Annotated in this window: 15 protein-coding genes; 8 read left to right on the forward strand and 7 right to left on the reverse strand. The window is 62.5% G+C overall.

What is annotated here, in order from left to right; all coding sequences use genetic code 11:
- Window positions 1-98: 98 nt before the first annotated feature.
- A complete protein-coding gene (locus QN224_RS02560; RefSeq protein ID WP_283975428.1) occupies window positions 99-881 on the reverse strand; it encodes a transporter substrate-binding domain-containing protein in 783 nt (260 codons plus the stop codon).
- A 37-nt stretch (window positions 882-918) separates the two neighbouring features.
- A complete protein-coding gene (locus tag QN224_RS02565; protein ID WP_269278467.1) occupies window positions 919-1,692 on the reverse strand; it encodes an ABC transporter ATP-binding protein in 774 nt (257 codons plus the stop codon).
- A gap of 272 nt (window positions 1,693-1,964) precedes the next feature.
- On the opposite strand from QN224_RS02565, the gene QN224_RS02570 reads away from it, so the two are divergent.
- The 8 genes from QN224_RS02570 to QN224_RS02605 all read left to right on the forward strand — a co-directional run bounded on the left by QN224_RS02570 (window position 1,965) and on the right by QN224_RS02605 (window position 11,169).
- Entirely contained in the window at window positions 1,965-2,579 is a 615-nt protein-coding gene (locus QN224_RS02570; RefSeq protein WP_283975429.1) for a TetR family transcriptional regulator C-terminal domain-containing protein, read from the forward strand.
- Between the two features lie 77 nt (window positions 2,580-2,656).
- A complete protein-coding gene (locus QN224_RS02575; RefSeq protein WP_283975430.1) occupies window positions 2,657-3,847 on the forward strand; it encodes a pyridoxal phosphate-dependent aminotransferase in 1,191 nt (396 codons plus the stop codon).
- Window positions 3,844-5,454: a 5-guanidino-2-oxopentanoate decarboxylase gene (locus QN224_RS02580; RefSeq protein WP_283975431.1), complete on the forward strand. Its 1,611-nt coding sequence runs from the start codon at window positions 3,844-3,846 to the stop codon at window positions 5,452-5,454. Before QN224_RS02575 ends, QN224_RS02580 begins: the two co-directional genes overlap by 4 nt.
- Window positions 5,455-5,608: 154 nt before the next feature.
- On the forward strand, window positions 5,609-6,022 hold the full coding sequence (locus QN224_RS02585) for a hypothetical protein (RefSeq protein ID WP_283975432.1): 414 nt from the start codon (window positions 5,609-5,611) through the stop codon (window positions 6,020-6,022).
- Window positions 6,023-6,133: 111 nt separating this feature from the next.
- Entirely contained in the window at window positions 6,134-8,668 is a 2,535-nt protein-coding gene (gene secD / locus QN224_RS02590) for a protein translocase subunit SecD (RefSeq protein WP_283975433.1), read from the forward strand.
- A 507-nt stretch (window positions 8,669-9,175) separates the two neighbouring features.
- Window positions 9,176-9,385, forward strand: a complete 210-nt coding sequence (locus tag QN224_RS02595; RefSeq protein ID WP_173510958.1) for a hypothetical protein — start codon at window positions 9,176-9,178, stop codon at window positions 9,383-9,385.
- 171 nt (window positions 9,386-9,556) lie between these two features.
- A complete protein-coding gene (locus QN224_RS02600) occupies window positions 9,557-10,012 on the forward strand; it encodes an Rrf2 family transcriptional regulator (RefSeq protein WP_173510957.1) in 456 nt (151 codons plus the stop codon).
- 146 nt (window positions 10,013-10,158) lie between these two features.
- Window positions 10,159-11,169, forward strand: coding sequence for an SIS domain-containing protein (locus QN224_RS02605; protein WP_269278445.1), 1,011 nt, complete (start codon window positions 10,159-10,161; stop codon window positions 11,167-11,169).
- Window positions 11,170-11,324: 155 nt separating this feature from the next.
- On the opposite strand, the gene QN224_RS02610 is transcribed toward QN224_RS02605, so the two are convergent.
- The 5 genes from QN224_RS02610 to QN224_RS02630 form a co-directional block, all read right to left on the reverse strand.
- Window positions 11,325-12,638, reverse strand: a complete 1,314-nt coding sequence (locus QN224_RS02610; RefSeq protein ID WP_283975434.1) for a capsule biosynthesis protein — start codon at window positions 12,636-12,638, stop codon at window positions 11,325-11,327.
- 15 nt (window positions 12,639-12,653) lie between these two features.
- Complete coding sequence (locus QN224_RS02615; protein WP_283975435.1) at window positions 12,654-14,246, reverse strand: LTA synthase family protein; 1,593 nt, start codon at window positions 14,244-14,246, stop codon at window positions 12,654-12,656.
- A gap of 104 nt (window positions 14,247-14,350) precedes the next feature.
- A complete protein-coding gene (locus tag QN224_RS02620; RefSeq protein ID WP_283975436.1) occupies window positions 14,351-15,154 on the reverse strand; it encodes an SDR family oxidoreductase in 804 nt (267 codons plus the stop codon).
- 80 nt (window positions 15,155-15,234) lie between these two features.
- Window positions 15,235-16,650: an aminotransferase class I/II-fold pyridoxal phosphate-dependent enzyme gene (locus tag QN224_RS02625; protein WP_173510952.1), complete on the reverse strand. Its 1,416-nt coding sequence runs from the start codon at window positions 16,648-16,650 to the stop codon at window positions 15,235-15,237.
- The coding region (locus QN224_RS02630; RefSeq protein WP_283975437.1) for a type I polyketide synthase at window positions 16,647-23,594 on the reverse strand (6,948 nt) is incomplete at its 5' end. The genes QN224_RS02625 and QN224_RS02630, both read right to left, overlap by 4 nt.

The raw sequence follows: 23,594 nt of genomic DNA on the forward strand, positions 1-23,594 counted from the left end.
AACCGAGCTGAGGAAATGCAGCAATTCAAAGTGCTACGGCGTCCTTTGCGCGTCTGGTAAGACGCGGGGGCGCTGTAGGACTGCCGGCCGGAGGCGCTTCAGCCGCCGTAGATGTCGAAGTCGAAATACTTCTTCGAGAACGTGTCGTAAGTGCCGTTCTCGCGGATCGCCTTGATCGCCGCGTTGATCTTGTCCTTGAGCTCCGTTTCGCCCTTACGCAGGCCGACACCGACGCCCGGGCCGAGGATGGCGAGGTCCTGGGCAACGTCGCCCTTGTAATCGCAGCACTCCTTGCCCTGGTCGCTCTTCAGGAAGGCATCGAGCGCGATCGCATCCGCCTGCACCGCGTCGACGCGGCCGGCGGCCAGATCCTGGTTCGCCTCGTCCTGCGTCTGATACTCCTTGACCTCCACACCCGCCGGGGCGAAGTGCTTGGTTGCATAGGCCTGGTGCACGGTCGAGACCTGCACGCCAAGCGTCTTGCCGGAGAGGCCTTCCGGCGTCGGCTTCATGTCCACGCCCTTGGTGCCGATGATACCGGTCGGCGTGTTGTAGTACTTGTCGGAAAAATCGATCGTCTTCAGGCGCTCTTCCGTGATCGACATCGAGCCGATGATCATGTCGATCTTCTTCGAAGTCAGCGCCGGGATGATGCCGTCCCAGGCGACCGGGGTGATCACGCAGTCGAGTTTCGCCTCGGCACAGATCGCCTTCATGAATTCCACTTCCCAGCCCTCCCAATTGCCGCTGGCGTCAGGCGAGGTGAAGGGCGGGTAAGGCTCGGCGGCAAAACCGACCTTGACCGTCTCGGCCTGTGCGGCGACGGCGCCGGTGATCGACAAAGCGGCCGCGACGGCCAGGACTTTCAATGTCTTCTTCATGCTGTTCCCTTTTTTGGTTTGTTGAGCATTGCGGAATTCAGTGAATGGAGCTGATGAACTTCTTGAGCCTCTCGGATCTCGGCGCGCCGAAGATTGCCTCAGGCGGCCCCTGTTCTTCGATGACGCCGTTGTGCAGGAAGACGATGTGGTTGGCGACGTCACGGGCGAATTTCATCTCGTGGGTGACGAGGATCATCGTGCGCTTCTCGCGCGCAAGATCGCCGATGACGGAGAGCACTTCGCCGACGAGTTCCGGATCAAGCGCCGAAGTCGGTTCGTCGAAGAGCATCACCAGCGGCTGGATCGCCAACGCCCGGGCGATCGCCGCCCGCTGCTGCTGGCCGCCGGAAAGGAAGGCCGGATAGGCGTCGCGTTTCTCGTAGAGGCCGACCCGGCGCAGCAGCGTCTCGGCCGTTTCGATCGCTTCGCCCTTGGATTTGCCGAGCACATGCACCGGCACTTCGATGACGTTTTGAAGAATGGTCATGTGCTGCCAGAGATTGAAACTCTGGAAGACCATGCCGAGCTGGGTGCGGATGCGCTGCACCTGCTTGCGATCGGCAGGCATCAGCCCGCCATGCCCGTCGGACTTCATCCGGATCTCCTCGCCGTGAACGCTGACGCGTCCGGCCGACGGCAATTCCAGCATGTTGATGCAGCGAAGAAGAGTGGACTTGCCGGAGCCGCTGCCGCCGATGATCGCGATCACGTCGCCCTGTCGAGCCGTAAGCGACACACCTTTCAGCACTTCCAATGGCCCGAAACGCTTGTGCAGGTCAGAGACCGCGATTGCCTGGGCCGTACCCGTCATCGACGCGCCGCTCCGATGGCTCGACGAGCTTTCTTTGAAGCCATGAAAACAGTTCCCCTGTTCGTTCTCTCGTGCAGCATCTTCGGCTTGTCACGCTGTTTCATGAGGGGGAATGTTGCACTTGTGCCGCTATTATTCAAGCGTATAATAGCTTCATCGCGGTTTTTTGGCCGCGTGGCATCACCGAAATCCCTGCAGGAGTAGCGCATGAGCCCATCCGGTTCGCTGGCACTGACGATCTGGTCCCGCCGCCCTGCATGCCGGAGGCTGCCGTGAACCGTCGCACGTTTCACCGCGCTCCCGAGGGGGAGCGCCGCCATGAGTTGATCGAGGCCACGCTCGATTGCATCTCGGAATTCGGTCTGAAGGGCGCGACGGTCCGGCAGATAGCGATCCGGGCTGGCGTCACGGCGGGACTCGTCCGCCACTATTTCGACTCGAAGGACCAGATGGTCGCCGAAGCCTACCGCGCCGTCATCGCGTCGCTTACGGAGAAGGCGAAGAATGTCGAAGGCGATCCTGCGACACGGCTCAAGGAATTCATCGCCGTCAACTTCACCGAACCTGTTGCCGATAGCCGCAGCGTCTCGCTCTGGGCGGCCTTCATCAGCCAGGTGCGCGTCGATCCGGTGCTCGCCGAGATTCACCGCGAAGGCTATCTCGCCTTCCGCAACACGTTGCAGGAATTGCTGAGCGAATTTCTCGCAGCGAAGGGCAGAACCGCAAGCGCCGAAGAATGTCGCCGGCATGCGATTGCGATCAACGGTTTGGTGGACGGGCTTTGGGTCGAAGGCTGCCTTGCCGGCGACCTCTTTCGCGACGGCGAGTTGGTCAGCATCGCCATGGCCTCTGTCGAGGCGCTGATCGGCCTGCCGATAGAAAACTAATGCATGTCGCCCAAAAGTGTGCAGCGGTTTTGGGATAACGACATGCATAAAACAAAGAACCACAAGGGAGCAAACATTTGCGCTACGCGTCGATCACCTCACGCCTCGCCGATCTCGGTTCCGGGAAATGGACGCTGCACATCCGCGCGCGCCAATTGAAGGCAAGCGGAGCCGATATCATCGAGCTGACGATCGGGGAGCCGGACCTGCCGCCGGACCGCTCGCTGCTGGACGAATGCCAGCGTGCCATGAATGCCGGGCGGTACCGCTACTCGAATGGTCGCGGCGAACCGGCCGTCGTTGCTGCTCTTGCGGAAAAGTACCGGCGTCGCCGGGTCGATGTGACTGCGGAAAACGTCCTGTGTTTTCCGGGCACTCAGACGGCACTCTTTGCCGCCATGCTCGGCCTTGTAGAGGCCGGCGATGGGGTGCTCGTCGGTGACCCGCTCTATGCCACGTACGAAGGCGTCATTCGTTCCACCGGCGCCCACCAGGTCCTCGTTCCGCTGAAGCCCGAATTCGGCTTTCACATGCGGGCGGAGGACTTGGAGAAGGCAATCACGCCGGAATGCCGCGTGCTGCTTTTGAACACGCCGCACAATCCGACCGGCGCCGTGCTGACCGCCGCGGAGATTGCCGCCATCGGCGAAGTTGCCCGTCGTCACGACCTCTGGATCGTCTGCGACGAAGTCTATGAAGAACTCGTTTTCGATGCCGAATTCGCGTCGCCCTTCGACAATCCCGATCTCGCAGAGCGCACGGTCGTCGTCTCGTCCATTTCCAAGTCGCATGCGGCCCCCGGTTTTCGCAGCGGCTGGGCGGTCGGTCCTGTCGAATTCACGAATCGTCTGCTGCCGATCTCCGAAACCATGCTCTTCGGCGTGCAGCCCTTCATCGCCGACATGACGGCCTATGCGCTGACGCACGAAATCGAGACGGCGAAACGGATGCGCGAAACCTACAAGCGGCGCGCTGGTCGGATCGCCGATCGCCTTGCCTATGCACCGGGTGTTCTTGTTCTACCGCCGGAAGCGGGGATGTTCACGCTGATCGACGTCTCCGGTACCGGCCTTTCCGGAGAGGCCTTCGCCTGGGCTCTTCTCGAAGAGGAGGGCGTGGCGGTGATGCCGGGTTCTTCCTTCGGCGAGGAGGCGCAGAATTTCCTGCGTGTGAGCCTCACGGTCCCCGACGCAGATATCGACGAAGCATGCCGCCGCATCAGTTCTCTTGCCGAACGCCTGATCGCCCGTAAGGAGCGCCGCGCATGACCGAAATGAAAACCGTGGGCGAGGTCCTCGTCGATCTCCTCGAGGCAAACGGTGTCGAAGTCGTGTTCGGCATTCCCGGCGTGCATACGGTCGAGCTCTATCGCGGGCTGGCGACATCGAAGATCCGCCATGTCACGCCACGGCACGAGCAAGGCGCCGGGTTCATGGCCGACGGGTACGCGCGCGTCAGCGGCAAGCCTGGCGTTGCGCTCGTCATCACCGGCCCGGGCCTGACAAATACGATCACGGCGATGGCGCAGGCTCGCCAGGATTCGATCCCGATGCTGGTCATTTCCGGTGTCAACCGCCGCGATTCGCTCGGCCATGGCCGGGGTCTGCTGCATGAACTGCCGGATCAGCACGGCATGATGAAGACATTGGCGCTCTATTCCCAGACGCTGCTCAACCCCATCGATTTGCCGCTTGTGGTAGATCGCGCTTTCGCAGTCCTGCTTTCCGGCCGACCCGGACCGGTTCACATCGAGATTCCAACCGATGTCATGGCTTTGCCGATAGAGAGCCGGCCCGGCAGGCCCGCTGCGGCGACCCGCCCGCGCTCCGACAGCGAAACCTTGCAGAAGGCGGCGATCCTGTGCGCCGATGCCGCCCGGCCGGTGATCATATGCGGGGGCGGCGCATTGACGGCGGAGGCGGAAGTACGGCAGCTCGCCGAACAGATCGGCGCGCCGGTCGTCACGACCGTCAACGCCCGGGGCATGCTCGCGGGCCGCCCTCTCAGAGTGCCGGCAAGCCCGAGTCTCAAGGCAGTGCGCGCCTTGCTGCGCGACGCGGATCTCGTGCTGGCGCTCGGCACGGAAATGGGTCAGACGGACTACGACCTCTATGCCGACGGTGGTTTTCCGGCGCTCCGCAATCTCATCCGCACCGACATCGATGCGGCACAGCTCGCCCGCGGACCGCAGGCGGCACTGTCGATCCTGTCCAGCGCGAAGACGGCGACGGCGGGCATGCTGGCTTTCCTGCCCGGCCATGCGGCTGCAAAGGGCGGGGCAGAGCGCGCGGAAGCGGCCCGCAAAGCGGCACTGAAGGAACTGTCGGCGAAGATGCAGGCCGAAATCGCCGTGATCGACATGATCTACAAGGCGCTGCCGGATTGTACCATCGTCGGAGACTCTACGCAGGCCGTCTATGCCGGCAATCTCTATTGCGACGCGCCTCGGCAACGGAGCTGGTTCAATTCCGCGACCGGTTACGGTGCGCTGGGCTACGCGCCGCCGGCGGCGGTTGGCGCCGCCGTGGCTGATCGCGGCAAGCCTGTCGTCTGCCTCGTCGGTGATGGCGGTTTCCAGTTTTCGTTGGCTGAGATCGGCTCGGCGGCCGATGCCGGGGCCCAGGTGATCTTCCTCGTCTGGAACAACGACGGTTACCAGGAAATCGAAACCTATATGGTCGATTCCGGCATCACACCCGAAGGCGTGAAGCCCTCGGCGCCGGACTTCCCGATGACCGCCAGAGCCTATGGCGTACCGGCGGAGCGGCTGGCGGACGTGCGGGATCTACCGGGCGCGTTGGCGCAAGCCGCTGGGCGATCTGGTCCTTCGCTGATTGAAATCCATCAGGCAAAAACCGCCGGCGTCTCCGCCTGACAAAGCAGGCCGGATTTGACTTTTCCGGCTCGGAATGGTGTTAAGAGCGCCGCAAGCTCGAATCCGGCCATGTTCTTTCGCTAGGCTCAGGCAATCGGGCTGAATTTCGTCTCGCCGGCGCGTCCCGCGTCGAGAGAAAGGGATAGTGTCCTCAATGGACCTGTTGGGTGGTGGCAGCAAGAGCATACAGGCCGGTCGGCTCTTGGCCGCGGTGTGGCTGCTCTGTGCGTCCTTTGCCATGCAGATCGTCGCGGTCGGGCAAGGTGTCTCGGCGCGTGCGTCGGCGGGAACGCAGGCTGGCGATGCGTCGACGCGCGACAGCGGCTCTGCCGATCATTCGATCGCCCGTCAGATCTCCAGGGCCGTTCCACACCCCGACCTCCGCTTTACCGGCGAGCGCAAGGATGCGAAGTCGACGAGTGGGCAAGACCTTTCACCGGCTCTTCTCGTTGCGCTGGTCCGCTTTTTCGACCTGGGAAGCCGTAAATGGGGCGCGATTTCGCGGCTCGCTCATGTGCATGGCCCGATAGCACAAGGCCAACGAATCCGCGCGCCTCCCACGGCGTGATCGGCTTTGAGAATACGAGTGGTCGGCGCTCTACGTCCCGCCGTTCCCATTGATGAAACCTAGCCCGGATGATGCCAGACAGGCGTGTTCAGGCGTTCATGGAATTTCCACATGCGTACATCCAAATGGGCGGTTCTCGCCTATGTCGCGATCATTATCTTCGGATGCCTCGCGGCGCTTCCCAGCGTTCTGACGCCGGCCATGCGCGAACAGTTTGCGGCTGTTCTGCCCTTCAAGCCCGTCACGCTCGGCCTTGACCTCAAGGGCGGCTCGCATCTCGTGCTCGAGGTCGACGGTGCCGGCCTTCAGAAGGCGCGGCTCAACACGCTTCTCGACGATACCCGCCGCGTTCTGCGCGGCGAACGCGTTTCGGCTTCTTCGGCGCGCATCAGCGGCAACGCCGTGATGGTGAACATCGAGGATGCTGCGGACCGGGAGAAGGTCCTGCCGAAGCTTCAGGAACTGGCGGCCCCCGTCAGCACGATCGGCTTTGGCGGTGCCGCTCCGGAAGTCGATGTCACGAGCGACGGCAATGTCGTCACGCTCGCGATGACCGAGGCGGGTCTTGCCGATCGCATGACAAAGGCGGTCGAGCAGAGCCTGGAGATCATCCGCAATCGCGTCGACCAGGTCGGCGTCGCGGAGCCGCTTATCCAGCGCATCGGCTCGAACCGCATCCTCGTCCAGCTCCCAGGTCTCCAGGACCCGACGCGTCTTCGCGAACTTCTCGGCTCGACCGCGCAGATGAGCTTCCATATGCTCGACCAGACCGCGGATGTGACTCAGCCACCGCCGCGCGGCGTGGATATTCTTCCGGGCGCCAATGATGGCAACCGGTATCCCGTAGAAAGTCGGGTCGCGATTTCAGGCGAGCGGCTCGACGATGCGAAGGTTGGCTTCGATCAGCGGACCAACCAGCCGGTCGTCGACTTCACCTTCGATTCGCTCGGTGCCCGCCAGTTTGCGGAAATCACCCGCGAAAACGTCGGCCGCCCGTTTGCGATCGTTCTCGACGGCAAGGTGCTGACGGCACCGGTGATCAATGAACCGATCCTGGGTGGTCGCGGTCAGATCAGCGGTAATTTCACCGCTCAGGAGGCGACGGTCCTCTCGGCTCTCTTGCGCTCCGGCGCCTTGCCGGCACCGCTGACGATCATCGAAGAGCGCTCGGTTGGCCCCAACCTCGGCAGCGACTCGATCCGCATCGGGCTCTACACCGGCCTTGCCGGCTTCGGCCTCGTCGTGGCCCTCATGATCGTCCTTTACGGCGCCTGGGGCATCATCGCCAACGTCGGACTGCTGTTGCACACCATCATGACGATCGGTGTGCTCGGCATGATCGGTTCGACGCTGACGCTACCTGGTATTGCCGGTATCATTCTCGGCATCGGTATGGCCGTTGACGCCAACATCCTCATCAATGCGCGTATCCGCGAAGAAACGGAGGCGGGCGCCGGCGCGATGAAGGCGCTGGATGTCGGCTTCAACAAGGCCTACGCGACCATCATCGACTCCAACGTCACGACGCTCGCCGGGACGATTCTCCTGTTCTGGTTCGGCAGCGGCCCGGTCAAGGGTTTCGCCGTCACCATGATGCTCGGCATCATCATCTCGATGTTCACCTCGGTAACGGTCGTGCGTCTGCTGATGCGCGAAGTCGTCGTTCGCCGCAAGATGAAGAAGCTCGAGATCCCGTCGCTCTTCGGCCGCGTGCCGCATCTGCCGACCTTCTCCTTCATGAAGCGTCGCTTCCAGGCGATCGGCATGTCCGCCTTCCTGTCGATAAGCTCGGTCATCCTGTTCTTCACGCCGGGCCTGAACTACGGCATCGACTTCGTCGGCGGCATCCAGGTCGAAGCGGCGTCCAAGGAAAGGATAGACCTGCCGACGCTGCGCCACGGGCTCGAATCGCTCAATCTCGGTGAGGTGGCAATCCAGGACTTCGGTGGCGGGCAATCGGTCCTGATCCGCGTCCAGCGCCAGCCGGGTGGCGAGCAGGAGCAGACGGCGGCGCTGAACCGCATCAAGGATGCGGTGACGACGTCTGTTCCGGGGGCGAGCCTGGAGCGCACCGAGGTCGTCGGGCCGACCATCAGTAGCGAGCTGGCACGGTCGGGCTTCCTGGCCGTCGGCCTCGCGATGATGGCGATCCTGCTTTACATCTGGTTCCGCTTCGAATGGCATTTCGCCGTCGGCGCGATCGCGGTGCTCCTGCTCGACATCACCAAGACGATCGGCTTCTTTGCCTTGACCGGGATCGACTTCAACCTGACGGCGATCGCCGCGTTGCTGACGATGATCGGCTACTCGGTGAACGACAAGGTGGTGGTCTACGACCGCATGCGCGAAAACCTGCGCAAGTACAAGTCGATGCCCTTCTCCGATCTGATCGACATGAGCATCAACCAGGTGATCGCACGATGCATCTTCACCTCGATGGCAACGGCTCTCTCGCTGGTGCCGATGGCGATCTGGGGTGGTGACGCGGTACGCAGCTTCGCCTGGCCGATGATCTTCGGCGTCATCGTCGCGACGACCTCGTCGATCTATATCGGCGGCCCGATCCTTCTGTTCCTGAGCCGCTGGTGGAAGGACCGCGAAGCCAGCCGTTCCGGCGCAACGCAGGCAGGCACCCCAACGGCCTGATCGGGGCCACCAGTGAGGAAACCAAAAGGGGCAGTCCGGCGGACTGCCCCTTTTTCGTCTGAAAGTGCTGTCTTTATGTGAACTGTCCCTTGCAGGTTGATTCGCCGCTACCTAGATGGGTGGGGGAGTCCTCACCGGGACGACCAAACAGAATTGTCGCCATGGGCGGTTCAAGACGGAAATATGGAGAATTATTTTTCTCCTGTTTGCTTTTGGAATTGACTAATTTGGTAGATTATTCTAGTTTGCAAATCGCGAGGCGGAGGGAATCCGTCTCGTATTGTTCATGACCGCCGCGGCGCGCGATGCGCCGGGCCAGCCAAAGGAGAGTGACATGTCCGGAATCGTCTCGACCGCCGCTTTCTGCGGCTCGCGTTCCTATTGTCGTGCAACTGTGAAACGTCACCTTCGCGCGCTTCGCCGAATGTGACCGTCCAAGCTTCCCGAATTCACCTTTTGCCGAGAATCGAATGATCCGCGCCGCGAGGCGTGGAGGAGCGTTATTACATGAGCAAGCAAGTTATCGAATATGACGGCGAAGCCGTCGGCGTCGTTGTCCCTGACGAAGACCGGTTGAAGTTTTTGGCCGTGAAGTATCATGTCTGGGATCTGGACGCTCAGCGTTTCCGCTCGGCCGACGAGGCGCGTGCAGCCATCCGCAACCTGCTCGCCGGCCAAGGCGCCCGAAACCATCAGATTGGCATTGCGGCGGCGTGACCTCGCGTCCGCCGCAACGTCAGCAACAGATCGATCAAATCCGAAGTTCGTCCTCCCCGATTGTCGACCATAATTGTGTATTGGCGACACGTTTCTTGTGCTATGCCAAGACAGGTTGTGTCGTTGCGAACGGTCCCCAGCATCCGGGGACCGGGAGGAGAATTTCTCGGAATGCTGACGAAGAAGGGAAAATACGGCCTCAAGGCCCTCGTCGATCTGGCGCGCCTCGAACCCGGCGAAACCGCCTTCATCAATGAAATCGCCCTGCGCAACAACATCCCCAAAAAATTTCTCGACACGATTCTGCTCGAATTGCGCAACGCCGGCATGCTCCGTTCCAAGAAGGGGCCTGGTGGCGGCTATTCGCTTTCCCGCCCCGCGTCGGAGATTCGCATCGGCCATGTCATCCGCACGCTTGACGGCCCCCTTGCGCCGATCCGTTGCGCCAGTCGCACCGCCTATGAGGTCTGCGAAGATTGCAGCGACCCCGAGACCTGTCGTGTGCGCATATCGATGACGACGGTTCGCGACGCGATGGCATCGATCCTCGATTCGATGACGCTTGCGGAGTTTGCCGGCGATGGTGTTCTGCCGCAGGAGGCTCTTGAGGAAAAACGCGCCGGCTGACGGATCGAACAAGTCTGTTTTGGTGCAAACAGGCGCAAATAGACTTGGTTTGCCAAGAAAAAGCGCTTATCTGGCTTCTACGTGCTTCGTTAACCGCTGAAACGGCGGGGTGCCGGGCAATTTCGTCGCGGGAACTAGGATCGACAATGGGCTTGAGACAAGTAAAAGCGGATGGGCAGTCCCGTTCCGCCATGCTGGATTCGATCGGCAGAACGCTGACGAAGGCAACCAATGGGATCAAGGCTCTTGCTGATCACCTGACGACGGATGAAGCCTTTGCGCGCAGCCTTGTCGATGCGGTCGAATTGATCGGCGACAGCGAGGGCCGGGTCGTCGTTTCCGGCGTCGGCAAGAGCGGCCATATCGGCCGCAAGATCGCGGCGACCATGGCGTCCACCGGCACCTCAGCCTATTTCGTTCATCCGACGGAGGCGAGCCACGGCGATCTCGGCATGGTTACCTCGCAGGATGTCCTGATTCTGCTGTCCTGGTCGGGAGAGACGGCCGAGCTCGGCAACATGCTCACCTACGCCAAGCGCTTCAAGGTGCCGATTATCTCGATCTGCGCCAACCGCGACAGCATTCTTGCCCGCAACTCCGAGGTTGCCCTGGTGCTGCCGAAGGTGCAGGAAGCCTGCCCGCATGGACTCGCCCCCACGACGTCGGCCATGCTGCAGCTCGCTATCGGAGACGCCTTGGCGATTGCGCTCCTGGAGCGCCGCGGCTTCTCGGCTGAAGATTTCAAGACATTCCATCCCGGCGGCAAGCTCGGCGCGCAGCTGCGCCTGGTGCATGAGCTGGCGCATGTGGCGGAGCAAGTGCCGCTGCTCGCCGTCGGTCGGCCGATGAGCGAAGCCGTTATCGAGATGTCGTCGAAGGGATTTGGCGTCGTCGGTATCGTCGACGACGGCGGCACGCTGGTCGGCGTGATTACCGACGGCGACCTGCGCCGCCACATGGCGGGCGACCTGCTCCTTCAGCCGGTCGAGGCGGTGATGTCGCACAATCCGAGGGTCATCAAAGGTGATGTGCTTGCCAGTGCCGCCATGGAGTTCATGCAGGAACACAAGGTTACGGTCCTGTTCCTCATAGACGACGCCGGACTTCCGGTCGGCATCCTGCACATCCACGACCTTTTGCGCGCCGGCGTGGCGTGATCGATCGCAGCAATTCAAAGTGCCATGGCGTCCTTTTTGCTTCTGAAAAGACGCACGGCGCTGTGGAAGTTCAGGATTGCTACGGCGCGCGTGTCTATAAGACACGCAAAGGACGCGTCGCCCAGGAAACGTGTGTTTCCGCCGGATCCGCGCAGTTACGCAAGGTCAGCGCCAGCCGGTGTGATCTTCGCCGGCTTTCGACGAGGCGGAGGGTTTACGAAAGCCCCGGGTTCATTGACGACGCCCTGATGCAAACGCTCCACGATCGCCTTCGCGCCGGCGCTCGTGCCCGCGCTTGAATAGAAATTTCCACGAACCTGGATGGCGGCAGCCATCAACCTGAACAAGGCCACGCTTAAGGCCGGATCCGGCGCTTGCGGCCCTTGCCAGAACAAGTCCAACGGCTGCTGGTCGGTGAGGCCTGCAATGTCGAATACGGCGCTGCCGAGTACTTTTACCGGCTTGCCCTGTTTCAAGGCATGCAGCCCGGCGGTCGAGTTGACCGTAACGACACCGGCGCTCCCCTGTACCAGAACATCCAGGTTGCCGCCGTCGAGATAGGCGACGCGGTCTGCAACTCCAGCCTTGGCTGCTTCTTCGAAGATGATCTTGCGCCAGCGGATGAGGCCGTTGTCGAGGGGGTGGGTCTTGATCGCCAGTGTGCTGTCCGCGGGGGCGTGGCGCGCGAAGGAGGCAAGGATCGCGCGGATCGCTTCCTTCTGGCTGTTGAACGGCGAGTGCGCACGCAGTTGGTAATCGGTCTCCAACTGCAGCGGATAGACGAAATAACCGGTCCCTTCCGAGGTCAGCGAGCCGATAAGGGCATCGGCCGCGCGTTGCCGCCGCCCTTGCGTGATCAAGCGCAACAGCCACCCCGCATATTCCGCTAGCGGATGAAAGATCGCGTGCCGGCGGTAACCCGGGAAAAGAAACCAGAGGAAGACGTTCGGAAGATTGTACAGCAGGTCGTAGACCGCTTCGGCGAGGAAAGACTGTTCGTAAAGCCGCCGCCAGTCCGGTTCCGGCAGGTCGGCCGCCGCCCGCAGGATCCGGTCTGCTTCAGCCGGGAAATGCGAGTTGGACGACATGCCGCCACGCTCCAGCGTCAGCCAGTCGGGCCTGAGATAGCCCATCTCGACGATGAAGACGGCAACGCCTCTCTCGCGGGCAGCCGCGATCGCGGCTTTATGATAGGGGCGCTCTTCGCCAAGCAGCACCAGGTCGCTGACGGCGTGGCGACGGATAAAGGCCTCGACATAGGCCGGCCATGCGGACATGGAGCCGCGATAATTATCGGCGCCGCGACGTCGCCAGAAGATCTGGTCGCCGACGTTGAGATTGATGCGAAGGCAGGTATGGCCCAATTCTTCGAGCCCGGCTGCGATCTTGGCAAAGATCGGCGACGAGGGACCTTGCAGAAACAGGAACGTCCGTGGTGCTAAGCGATTGATTGTCGTGCCCGCTGTCATTGCCAGTCGCCGCCGCTATTGCAGCGCATCCTTTTGCAGGTTTGCGTATCGGAGCAGGGACCGTATCAGGTTCCACGGGTCCTCGTCCTGAGGACCTTTCGCACCGGGCTGAGCTGGGCGCGCCTTGGCGAGCGGCACGATGAAGTAGTCCGTGCGGGGGTCCGGGAACGGGTCTGCGAAGGACTTCAGAAGAGGCGCATGGTCGCCGTAGAAGACCAGCCAGACAGGACGCTCGAGCTTGTTGAGCTTGTCGATCAGTTCTTTGAGCGCGGCATCCGATTGCTGCAGAATTGCCATGTAGATGTCGACCGGGTTCGTGAGCGTGCCCACGCGGCCGGGCTCCCACGGGCCATGATTGGCCATGGAAGCGACGAAGAAGAAGCCGCTTTCGTCTTCCGGCAGCTTCTCCACTTCGGCAATTACCCGCGACGTCAGCGCCGCGTCGGAAACATAGAGCCCGTCGCGCTCGGGTTTGTGATCGAAGGCGTCCAGCATGGTGAGCTTGTCGAAGCCGAGCTGCGGCATCGCCTTGTGCCGAAGGAAGAACGTCCGGTCATAGGGATGAATGAAGTGCGTATGCCAGCCAGCGCGTTTCAATTTCCCCGGCCACACGACGTCGGCGTAATGCGAGGCGCGAAGATAGGGGTAGCTGGCATCCACGTGGATATCGTCCGGCAAGAGGCCGCTCAGCACGGCGAACTCGGTACGCAGTGTATAACCGCCCTCGAACACGTTGCTGAGGCGGCCCCACTGCACCGCCTGTTTGCGCAGCCGGTCGATCGTCGGCAGCTTGATCGTGTCGACGCCGAAGTGGCGCATGTCGATAAAGGACTCTGATTGCCAGACGACGATCAGCGGGGCTTCCTCGTGGCCGATAAGGTCCTGCACGGCGGCGCGAAGCCGCTCCGAGAGTTCGGCGACGATTTTTTCACGCTTCACGCCCAGCCATATGATGAAGTGGAAGACGACCGAGGCGAAGGTCCCGAAGCGCACCGTATTCATCTTGACGTTGATGGCTCTGACGAGCTTCTGGACGAGGGCTGCAGTCGGCCGGTTCACCGGACCGTAGAAAAGCAAGCCCCAGGGCGCGGCGGCAACGAGGATCATCAGCAGAACCCAGAACAACTTGCCTTGCTCGGGCAAGATGGTCGGCTCGAAATACATGTAGAGCGCGGAAACGCCGAATACGTAGAGGAAAGCGACGATCCAGAACAGGATATTCAGTGAAGTCGCGTAGAAGATCGTCTTGTATTTGAAGACGTCGGCAACGAGGGCGATGTCCGAGAACACCAAGGGTTCACGGATGAACTTGAACTTGGCGCGGGAAATGCCGGTGAAAATGATGAAGAAGCTCATGACCCCGGCAGCCGCATAGAGGGGGCGCCAGGAGATTGCGAAGAAGCCGGCAAAGACGAGCGCTATGACCGGCAGCCGCGCGAAGACGTCGATAATATCCTGATTACGCCCATAGCGAGGCCTGTTCCTCCTGCGCTCGCGCGCCGGCAGGGCGAAGCGATCCGTGAAGAAAATTACCCCGCAGGACAGGAGGTAGCAAAAGAGGGTCAGCGCTGCCGGATAATCATGGAGATGAAAGGAAAGTTGCGGCAAACGGTTACCTTCAGGCCATTCGGTCGCGCCTCGGCAGCACGGCGATCGCCTGACACTTAAATCCTATCTCGGGCCGGCACAAGCGCGGTCCGGCATATGGGGCGTCACCGTCCACTACCGCGTGCGATCGCCCGATCGAGCCACCAGTTGACAAGCGGCCTTACGGCAGGGGCGAACCGGCCGAGCAGAAACAGGGTTGTGCCGAAGTAAACCTCGAAGCGCCGCTGGTCGATGCCTGCGGCGATTTTGCGGGCGACGGCATCGGCCGGCCACGGCCGGACGGTCCCCATTATGACATTCGCCTCGCGCGGACGCAGGGAGAGCTCGCGCTCGAACTGCGGCGTTTCCGTATCCGGCGGGAAGCTTACCGATATCTGCACATCGTGTCTTCGCGCCTCGCTGCGCAGCGCCTGGGCAAAACCGTGGAGCGCGAATTTCGACGCGCAATAGGCGGAATAGCCATAAATGCCGATAAGGCCGGCGCCCGATGAGATCATCATGATCTTTCCCCTGCGCCGTCGCTTCATGTCCGCATAGACGGCGCGCACCGTGTGGACCGTGCCCGAAAAATTCGTTTCCATCTGGCGGCGGAAGGCCGCGCTTTGCTGTTCCTCGAAAGGAGCCGGTTCGACGATGCCGGCCGAGGTCACGAGAATATCGCACGGGCCGAAGGCTTCGACGCAACGCCGAACGGCAGCCTCGATCTCTTCCTCCTGGGCAACATCGGCCGCCTCGACGCGGATCTCTCCGGCGTCCGCGCCGTGCTCCGAGACGAGCTTTCGCCTGGCCTGTTCCAGAAGATTGCGGGAGCGCGCAATGAGTGAAAGTCGCGCACCGCGGCTTGCGTAGATCAATGCAAGTTCCAGGCCGATGCCGCTGGAGCCACCGGTGATGATCACATGGGTCATTCTCAGTTTCCGCCTGCGGCTTGGGGGCAGAGGTTTCCAGGGCGCTTCCAGGAGAGGTGTATAACGGGTTTCCGTCCGGTCTAACGCGCCGAGAGCGCCTTCAACATCTGCTCGATGTCGACGCCGCCAAGCCCGAAATTTCGTTCGGTCAAATCCTTGAGGCGCTCGGCGGTGAGCGCGACGGTCCGGCGGATCTGCTCTTCGGTGTGGTCGCTGGTGATGAAGAAGCGCAGTCGCGCCAATCCTTCGGGCACGGCGGGATGGATGATCGGCAGCACGTTGACGCCCGCCGCCAGCAGATCGTTGGAGAGCTGCACGGCGCGGAGCGAATCGCCGACGATGACGGGAACGACCGAGAAGCCGCCGCTCAAACCGGTGTCGAGGCCGGCCTCCTTCGCGAGCTTGAGGAACAGGCTGCCGTTGCGCCTCAGCGCTGCGGTGCGTTCGGGCTCGCGTTCGAGGATATCGAGGCTGGCGACCGCCGATGCTCCGAGCACGGGTGCCAGACCGACACTGTAGACGAAGCCGCCGGCGGATGCCTTGAGCACCGCCGCCAATGCCTCGCTGCCGGCAATATAACCGCCGCAGCTCGACGTGGTTTTCGACAACGTTCCCATCCAAATATCGATCTCATGGGGATCGACACCGAAGTGCTCGGCCAGCCCCTTGCCGTGCCGCCCGAGAACGCCGAGCGAATGAGCCTCGTCGACCATCAGCCAGAAGCCATATTCGGCCTTGAGCTTCAGCAGTGCAGGAAGATTCGCGACATCGCCGTCCATCGAGTAGATGCCTTCGACGATGACCATGATGTGACGATAGTCGCCGGAAACGGTACGCAGAACGTGTTCGAGGTCAGCGGTGTCGTTGTGCTTGAAGAGGCGGCGCGTCGCGCCGGAAAGCTTGATGCCGGCGAGCGCGCTGTTGTGGATGAACTCGTCGTGGATGACGAGATCCTTGGGGCCCATCAGGCAGCTGATGGCGGCAACGTTGGTGAGATAGCCGCTGACGAAGCAAACCGCCGCTTCGACGCCATAGAAGCGCGCAATCTTTTCCTCGAGTTCGACATGCACGGGCCGCTCGCCGGCAACGAGCCTGCTCGCCGAAGCGGAGATCCCGAACGACTCGATCGTGTCGCGTGCCCTGTCCAGCACGTGGGCGTGCCGGTTCAAGCCGAGGTAATCGTAGGAGGCGAAGTTGATCAGCTTGCGGCCGTCGATCACGGTGGTTGCGCCGGCGGCCGCCTGGTGTGCCCGATAGAAAGGATTGGCGATACCCAGTTGCTCGCTCGCGAATTTTTGCGTGAGCACCTGTTTATATTCGGGAAGATCCTCGAAGCGGGCCTGTCGGCGACGGGGAGCGGCCGGCAACTCCCGTTCCGAGCGCGCCATGCGGTTGCGCTCGGACGATTGATGCGTGTTCCTCATCCTGTCCAGCAGGTTCTCCTTGAGGCTGCTGTTCATCTTGGAGAAGGTCTGGCCGTTTCCGTCGTTGCTCATTGGCTCAGTGCTTTTTCCCTGTCGGTCCCGGCATGGCGCTGCGCAAGTTCGCTTACGAGCCGGTCGTCGGCTGCCTCGCTATCGTCACCCTGGTCGCGCTTGCTTACCTTTTCATGGAGCTTGCGCGCAACATCGCCCACCGTCGTATTGTCGGCGACGCCGCTCAAAGGCATGTCGAAACCGGTGTTCTGCTGGAAGCTCATGCCGAGTTCCACCGCCATAAGGCTGTCCAGGCCGATTTCCTTCAGGATCTTGCTGCGGGTCACCGTGTCCTTCGAAACGCGAAGGATTGCGGCGATCTCGCCTGCCACCAGATCGAACAGAATGTCCTCCGCTTCCTGCGGCGACTTCCCTTCGATCATCGCAACGAGGTCCATTTGCATGCCCTCGGCGCCGGAGGAATGCTGATCCGCACTGCGCAGGATTACCTCGAAGAGCGCATTGCGGGCAACCGGCAGGTTGCGCGCGGCCGCCCAGTCGATCTCCGAAATCATCACGACTGCGGCATCGACGGTGCCCGGATCCAAGGCGATGTGGCTTTCGACCATGTCCAGCGCCACCTGAGCCTTCAAAGCGGTCTTGCCGATGCGTTTTGCCAGAAGATCGTTCACATCGGTGTTCTGCACGAGATAACCGGCATCCGCGATCGCGCCGAAGCCGACCGCCAAGCCCGCGAGGCTCTCCGCACGTCGGGCGCGGGCAAGGCCTTCGAGATAGCCGTTGGCAGCGACGTAGTTGGCCTGTCCCGGGTTGCCGACGAGCGTCGTTGCCGAGGAAAACAGGATGAAGTTGTCGAGCTGGTCGCCACGCGTCAGCCGGTCGAGGATCGCGGCACCCTTGGCCTTCGTGTCGATCACCGGCCGGTTGCGTTCACGGTTGAGATTGCTGATCAGGGCGTCGTCCAGCACCATCGCAGCATGGACGACGGAACGCAGCGGCGCCTCGGCGCGAAGCGCCGCGAGAAGCCCCTCCACTGCGGCAGCGTCGGTGATGTCACAGGCGTGAAGCGAGGCAGATACGCCCGCCTTCTTCCACCGCGCGGTCATCGCACTCGTTTCCGCGTCCGGCTGACCGCGGCGGGAGCACAACGCAATCCTGCGTGCACCCTTCTCAACCAGCCAGTTGGCGGCTGCGAGACCGAAACCGCCAATGCCCCCGACAACGAGATGCATGCCGTCCGGATCGACCTTCACGCCCTTGTGCGTCTTCGCGGCAATCTCGTGCTTGCCGGCGACCGGCGGCAGCACGACGATCTTGCCGATGTGGCCGGCATTCTGCATCAGCCGGAATGCGTTGCCGATTTCGTCGAAATCGAACGCGCGGTATGGAAGCGGGGTCAGCTTGCCTTCCTCGAAAAGCGCTCCGATTTCCATGAAGATGCGTTTGGTGAGTTCGGGCGCATTGACGAGGAGCTGGTCGGCATCGATGCCGAAATAGCTGACGTTCCGTCGGAACGGCCGCAAACCGATCTTGCTGTCGGCGTAATAGTCGCGCTTGCCAAGCTCCAGGAACCGGCCGAACGGCTTCACCAGAGCGAGGCTTTGCTCCATCGCCTCGGCGAAAAGCGAGTTCAGCACGAGGTCGACGCCCTGGCCGTCGGTGACGGCGCGCACATCGTTGACGAAACCGAGCGACCGCGAATCGAAGACGTGATCGGCTCCGAGCATCGCAAGGAAGCGCCGTTTTTCACGTGTTCCAGCTGTCGCTATGACCTTGGCGCCCTTGAGCTTGGCGACCTGGAGGGCAGCCAGACCGACGCCGCCGGCAGCGCCGTGGATGAGGATCGTCTCTCCCGCCTGGATGCGCCCGAGCTCGACCATCGCATAATAGGCCGTAAGGAAGGCGACGGGCACCGTGGCTGCTGCTACGGGGCTGATGGTCCGCGGCAGCTTGGCAACGCCCGCCCGGGAAACGACCGCGTGCGTCGAGAATGCCGAGGGTGCAATCGCCATGACCGCGTCACCGACCGTGAGGTCGTCGACGCCTTCGCCGACCGCGACGACATGGCCGGAAAGCTCCATGCCGATCGTTGCGCCGGCAAAACCATCTTCGAGCGCTTCCTCGGGAAGAAGGCCCATCGCCCACATCACGTCGCGGAAGTTCAGGCCGGTAGCAGCGACCGCGACGACGATCTCGCCCCGTCCGGCTTGCGGTACATCACTCTCTTCCCAGGCGATGCTGGCAACCTGAGAGCTGACGCGCTGGCGGATGGTCGCCGCTGCAAAGGCGCTCGTCCTGCCTTCGGTGCTGATGGCGGGACCGGGAACGGCGCGGATCTCCGAGAGTAATCCAGTGGCCCCGTCGAGCAACCATTCGCGATTTGAACCGGAGACCGTCAACAGAGACAGCGCCGACGCGATGCCATCCTCGGGGCCGGCCTTGTGGCCGGCAAGATCGAGCGAATGGACGTCGAGGAATTCGTATTCGTTCTGCAGAACGCGAGCGAACGCCCACAGGCCGGAATTCAGGCCGGAACTGAAGGCGACGCCATCGGCCGGGGAGGTAACCGGCGCGCCGCCGGGGGCAACGAGCACCAGCCGAGGGCGGTCGTCGGCGAACGGGTCGGCGTCTCCGACATGTTGCCTCAGCGCTTCGGCAAAGGCGCTAAGCGCAAGCACATGAGCTTGCAGCGAGGCCGAATCGGTGTCACTCGCGTGATGCGTCGTCGGCGAAACGAGCACTGCACGAACAGGGCCCTGGTCGAGCGCGCTGAGTGCTATCCGCAGTGTTGCAATGTCGGCCGCCATGTCGCCTGCCAGCGAAACAGGCACGGCATGTGCAGGCATAGATGACGCTCGTGGCGCGCCTTCTACATGGAGGACCAGATAGGGACTCGCAACGGTCCTGCTTGCCTGGGCCGGCTCGGCGGGCGTTGTCGTCGCGGTCGCGCCACGGGCTTCGAGCAGAATGATGTTGCCGTGCGCGCACTCATGGTCCGCGACGTTGACGTCGCGCAGTCCGAGATCCGTCAGGCATTTCTGCCAATGCGGTACGGCAGCAAGATTGCCGATGGGGAACTCGGCCGTCTGGCTGCGAGCAAACCAGCCATCGGACAGCCCGAGAGCGAAGTCGCCGAAGATCGAGGGCGCGCTCACGGCGGCGGCGAGGGAACCGCCCTCGCGCAGCGCTGAGCGCAACGCCGTGCGAAGCGCGGCTTCGTCTTCGATCAGATGGTAAAGGTTGTCGGAGGCGCTGACTGCGAGATCGAAGGGCGAGATCGCCGCGAAGTCGCTCTTCTTGAGAATGCGCACGTGAGCATCGTTCTCGAATGCGATCTCAAGATTGCGCTGGGCATTGTCACGCGGTTCGGCAACGATCAGGCACGCCCCGTGACGAGCTGCCAGGTCGGCGAGCCGACGCGTGAAGCCGGTCGAAACGCTTCCGAACTCGACAATGCGTAAGGGGATGCCTGTCGTTTGCGCAGCCAGTGCTCGTTCTGCCGCGCCGAGGACCTGCTCCATGCGCAGCCGGCTCGCGACGGAATGAACGGCCTGGTGGTCGAGCGTCGCGTCGCTGATGAAGCCCGCGCCGGAGGGGGGTATGTGGTCACCATCCGGCGCCGCCGCGAAAAGCGCGTCGAGGCGGCTTAGGGCTTCGGCGTAGGCATTGTTGATGAGCACGGCTTCGACCGCACGATCGGGACGCTCGCCATAGAGCTCCCCGAGGATTTCCGCCACTGCGGGAAGGCTGAACTCTCGTGCAACTGTCCAGATACCATTGTGATGTTCGCTGAGGCCGGCATCCTCCAGTACGTAGAGGCAGCTTGTCAGGAAACACTGGAAGGCGAAATCACCGGGCAGAGCATCGCCGCGGATGGTCGTGCCTCCCCTTGCGAGCCTCAGCGCGATTTCCTGGCAGGCGCGGTAGATCGCAGCATTGAACAGCAAGGTCGCATTGTCCACGCTGTGATCGGCACCGGCAGGCATCGTCAGCAGGGGCGGCATCGGCGCGGGCGGCTGCATGTTGGGCAGCACCGTGTCCGAGAGCACCGTCTCGTAGTGGAAGGAAAGCCCGTCGAGCGTCTTGTGCTTGCGCAAATAAGTGCGGCGGAAACGACAATCGTCGAAATGTGCGATGGCTTCGCCCGACTTGTCGAAGAAGTGGAATCTCGCCTTGATCGAGTTGGCGCTGACGCGCTCGATCTCGATCGTGGCGCGGGCGATCGGCCGTCCGGCGTTGACGACGTGCACCGAACCGAAGCGTACCGGAATGTAAGGCGCGCCACCCTTGTCGCCCGTAAAGCGGTCGAAGAGCGCAACGAGCCCGTGGAACGTGGCGTCGATGGATATTGGATGAAGGGCATAGGTGACAAGCGGATGTCCCGTCGTGCCCGGCGCCTTCAGTTCGACGTCGATGATCCGGTCACCATAGGCCACAGCCTTTGAAAGCAACTGGAAGCTCGGGCCATAGTCGAGCCCGAACTGCTTCGCCGTCTCGTAGGCTTTCGACGGATCCACGCTGGCCGTTTTCGCCATGCCGGCGAGGGAACGTGAGGCATTGTTCTTTCCGGGAACGGGCTTGCGGCTTCGCGCAACGGCATGGACCGTCCAGTCGTCCTCCGAGAGGCGCTCGCGCGAGCGGATTTCGATGTCGCCTGTCTCGGGGGACAGGATGGTCGAGAGCTCCATGATGCGGCTGTCGGCAAGCTCCAGCGGACGAACGATCTCCAGATTGGTGATCTCGACCTCGTCACTGCCGTAATATTGCTGCGCGGCGGAGACTGCCACCTCAATGAAGCCGCTGCCCGGCAGGATCGGCTTGCCGTCGACGACATGCTCGGCAAGGTCGGGGAAGAGATGCGCATCGACGTGGTTCTTCCAGCTCCCGCTGTTGGGGTCGCTGCGCCAGCCCGTCAAACGAAAAGGCTTGCCGGAACGGCCGAAGAGGTCGGTGGCATCAGTGGTGGTCGCGGGCCGCAGTTCGACCGGTTCGAAGGGCAGAATCGGCAATTCGACGAAAGCGTTGCGCTTCCCGTAGACGCGCGGCCGGTCAACAGCCGCACCGTGCGCGACGGCGCGCGCCATCGACGCGGAAATCGGATCGTGACCGCTCTGGCCGACGTCCCGGAGCAATGTTGGCACGACCGCTGCCGGGAGGGCCGCCTGCTTGATCGTTTCCTTGACATAGGATGCCAGGATCGGGCGCGGGGAAATTTCGATGAAGAGCCGGCAGCCGAGTTCCAGCGCCGCCTCCGCGGCAGCTTGGAAGCGAACGGGTTCACGGACATTTTTCCACCAATAGTCCGGGTCGAGTTCCGTTCCGTCGAGTGCAGCGCCCGTTACGGTGGAGAGATACGTCAACTCCGTACGCCGCGGGGCGATGTCCGGGATATCGGAAAGGAAGGCCTGCTTTGCCTGGTCGATGACCGGATGGTGAAACGGATAGTTGATATCGAGGATCTGGACCGGGATCTTGGCCTTGCGTGCGGCGTCGCGGAAGGCTGCAATTTCGTGCGCCGGACCGGACATCGTGACCGAATTATGCGCGTTGACGGCTGCGACGCAGAGTTCGTTGAGGCCGCGGGCCTGCGCGAAGGCCTGGGCCGCCTCCTCGCCGAGCATGACGGCCGCCATCGTTCCCTGGCCTGCCAGGAGATCCTGATGCAGCGAGCGTTTGGCCACGATCGACACGGCATCGACGAGCGACAAGGCACCGGCTGCATAGGCGGCGGCAATCTCGCCAACCGAGTGGCCGAATACCGCCAGCGGCTTGATCCCCATCGCGACGAGCGAGTCGGAAAGAGCAGCCTGCACGGCAAAAAGCAGCGGCTGCGCGATTTTCGTATCCGAGAGCTTCTTGTCGAGGTCTGGATCCGTCAGCAGATCCGTCAGGACAATGTCGGAGTGGAACTTGAAGAGCGCGCTGACGGAAGTGAAGGATTGCCGGAAATGCAGGTTCTCGCGGAAGGCTTCGACGCCCATGCCGGCCCACTGAGAGCCGTTGCCCGAGAAGACGAATGCGACTTTAGCATCCTTCACCGGGGCTTCGCCCAATTCGCCGATGTCGGAGCCAGGCTTCTCCAGATGGCTGGCAATCGCCCGCACGATATCTTCGGGGTGATCGCTGCGCGCGGCGAAGCGATGGCGCATATGGGTACGGTTAGCGCCAGAGGCGGCGATGATTGCGCGCGCCTCTTCCTTCGAGGCACTCGCAAAGCTCGCCTTGTATTCCTTCAGCAGGCTCTCGAGGCTCGAAAGGGTGTGGGCGCTCGCCAGGAACACGTGACCTGCCGATGCAGGCGCCGCCTTTTCTTCCTGTATCGCCTCCGGGTCGCTGATGACCACGTGCGCATTGGCGCCGCCGAAGCCGAAGGAGTTGATGCCGGCAAGGCGTGCACGCTTGCCCTTGAGCAGTTCGATCGGGTTGGCTGTGACGCGGACGTTCAGTCCGTCGAAATCGATGTGCTCGTTCGGCGTATCGAAGTGCAGCGATGCCGGCAGGTAGTTGTACTCAAGCGCCAGAACGGCCTTCATCATGCCGAATAGACCCGATGCCGGCTCGGTGTGACCGATATTCGACTTGATGGAGCCGATCGGCACCGGCGCCCGGCGCTTGGCGCCAATGACTGTGCCGATGGACCACACTTCCGCCGGGTCACCCACTTTCGTGCCCGTGCCATGGCCTTCGACAAAGGCGACCTGGTTGGCGTCGATTCCGTTGCCTTCGTAGATGGCCCTGAGCAAATTGGCCTGCGCCTCGCGCGAGGGTAGCGAGATGCCGTTGGTCCGGCCGGCCGAGTTGACACCGGTAGCGACGATCCTGGCGTAGCTCCGGTCGCGTTCGCGGCGCGCCCGATCCGAGCGGCGGAGGACGAAGACGACGCCGCCCTCGGCGCGCACGTAGCCGGCGCCGTCATTGTCATAGGCCCGGCAGAGACCTTCCGGCGACAGCATCCGCGCCTGGGCGAAGCCGACGAAAGGGAGGGGATGGGCAAGAATATTGAC

It is taken from the genome of Sinorhizobium sp. 7-81 (assembly GCF_030124405.1).
Taxonomy (GTDB): Bacteria; Pseudomonadota; Alphaproteobacteria; order Rhizobiales; family Rhizobiaceae; genus Sinorhizobium; species Sinorhizobium psoraleae.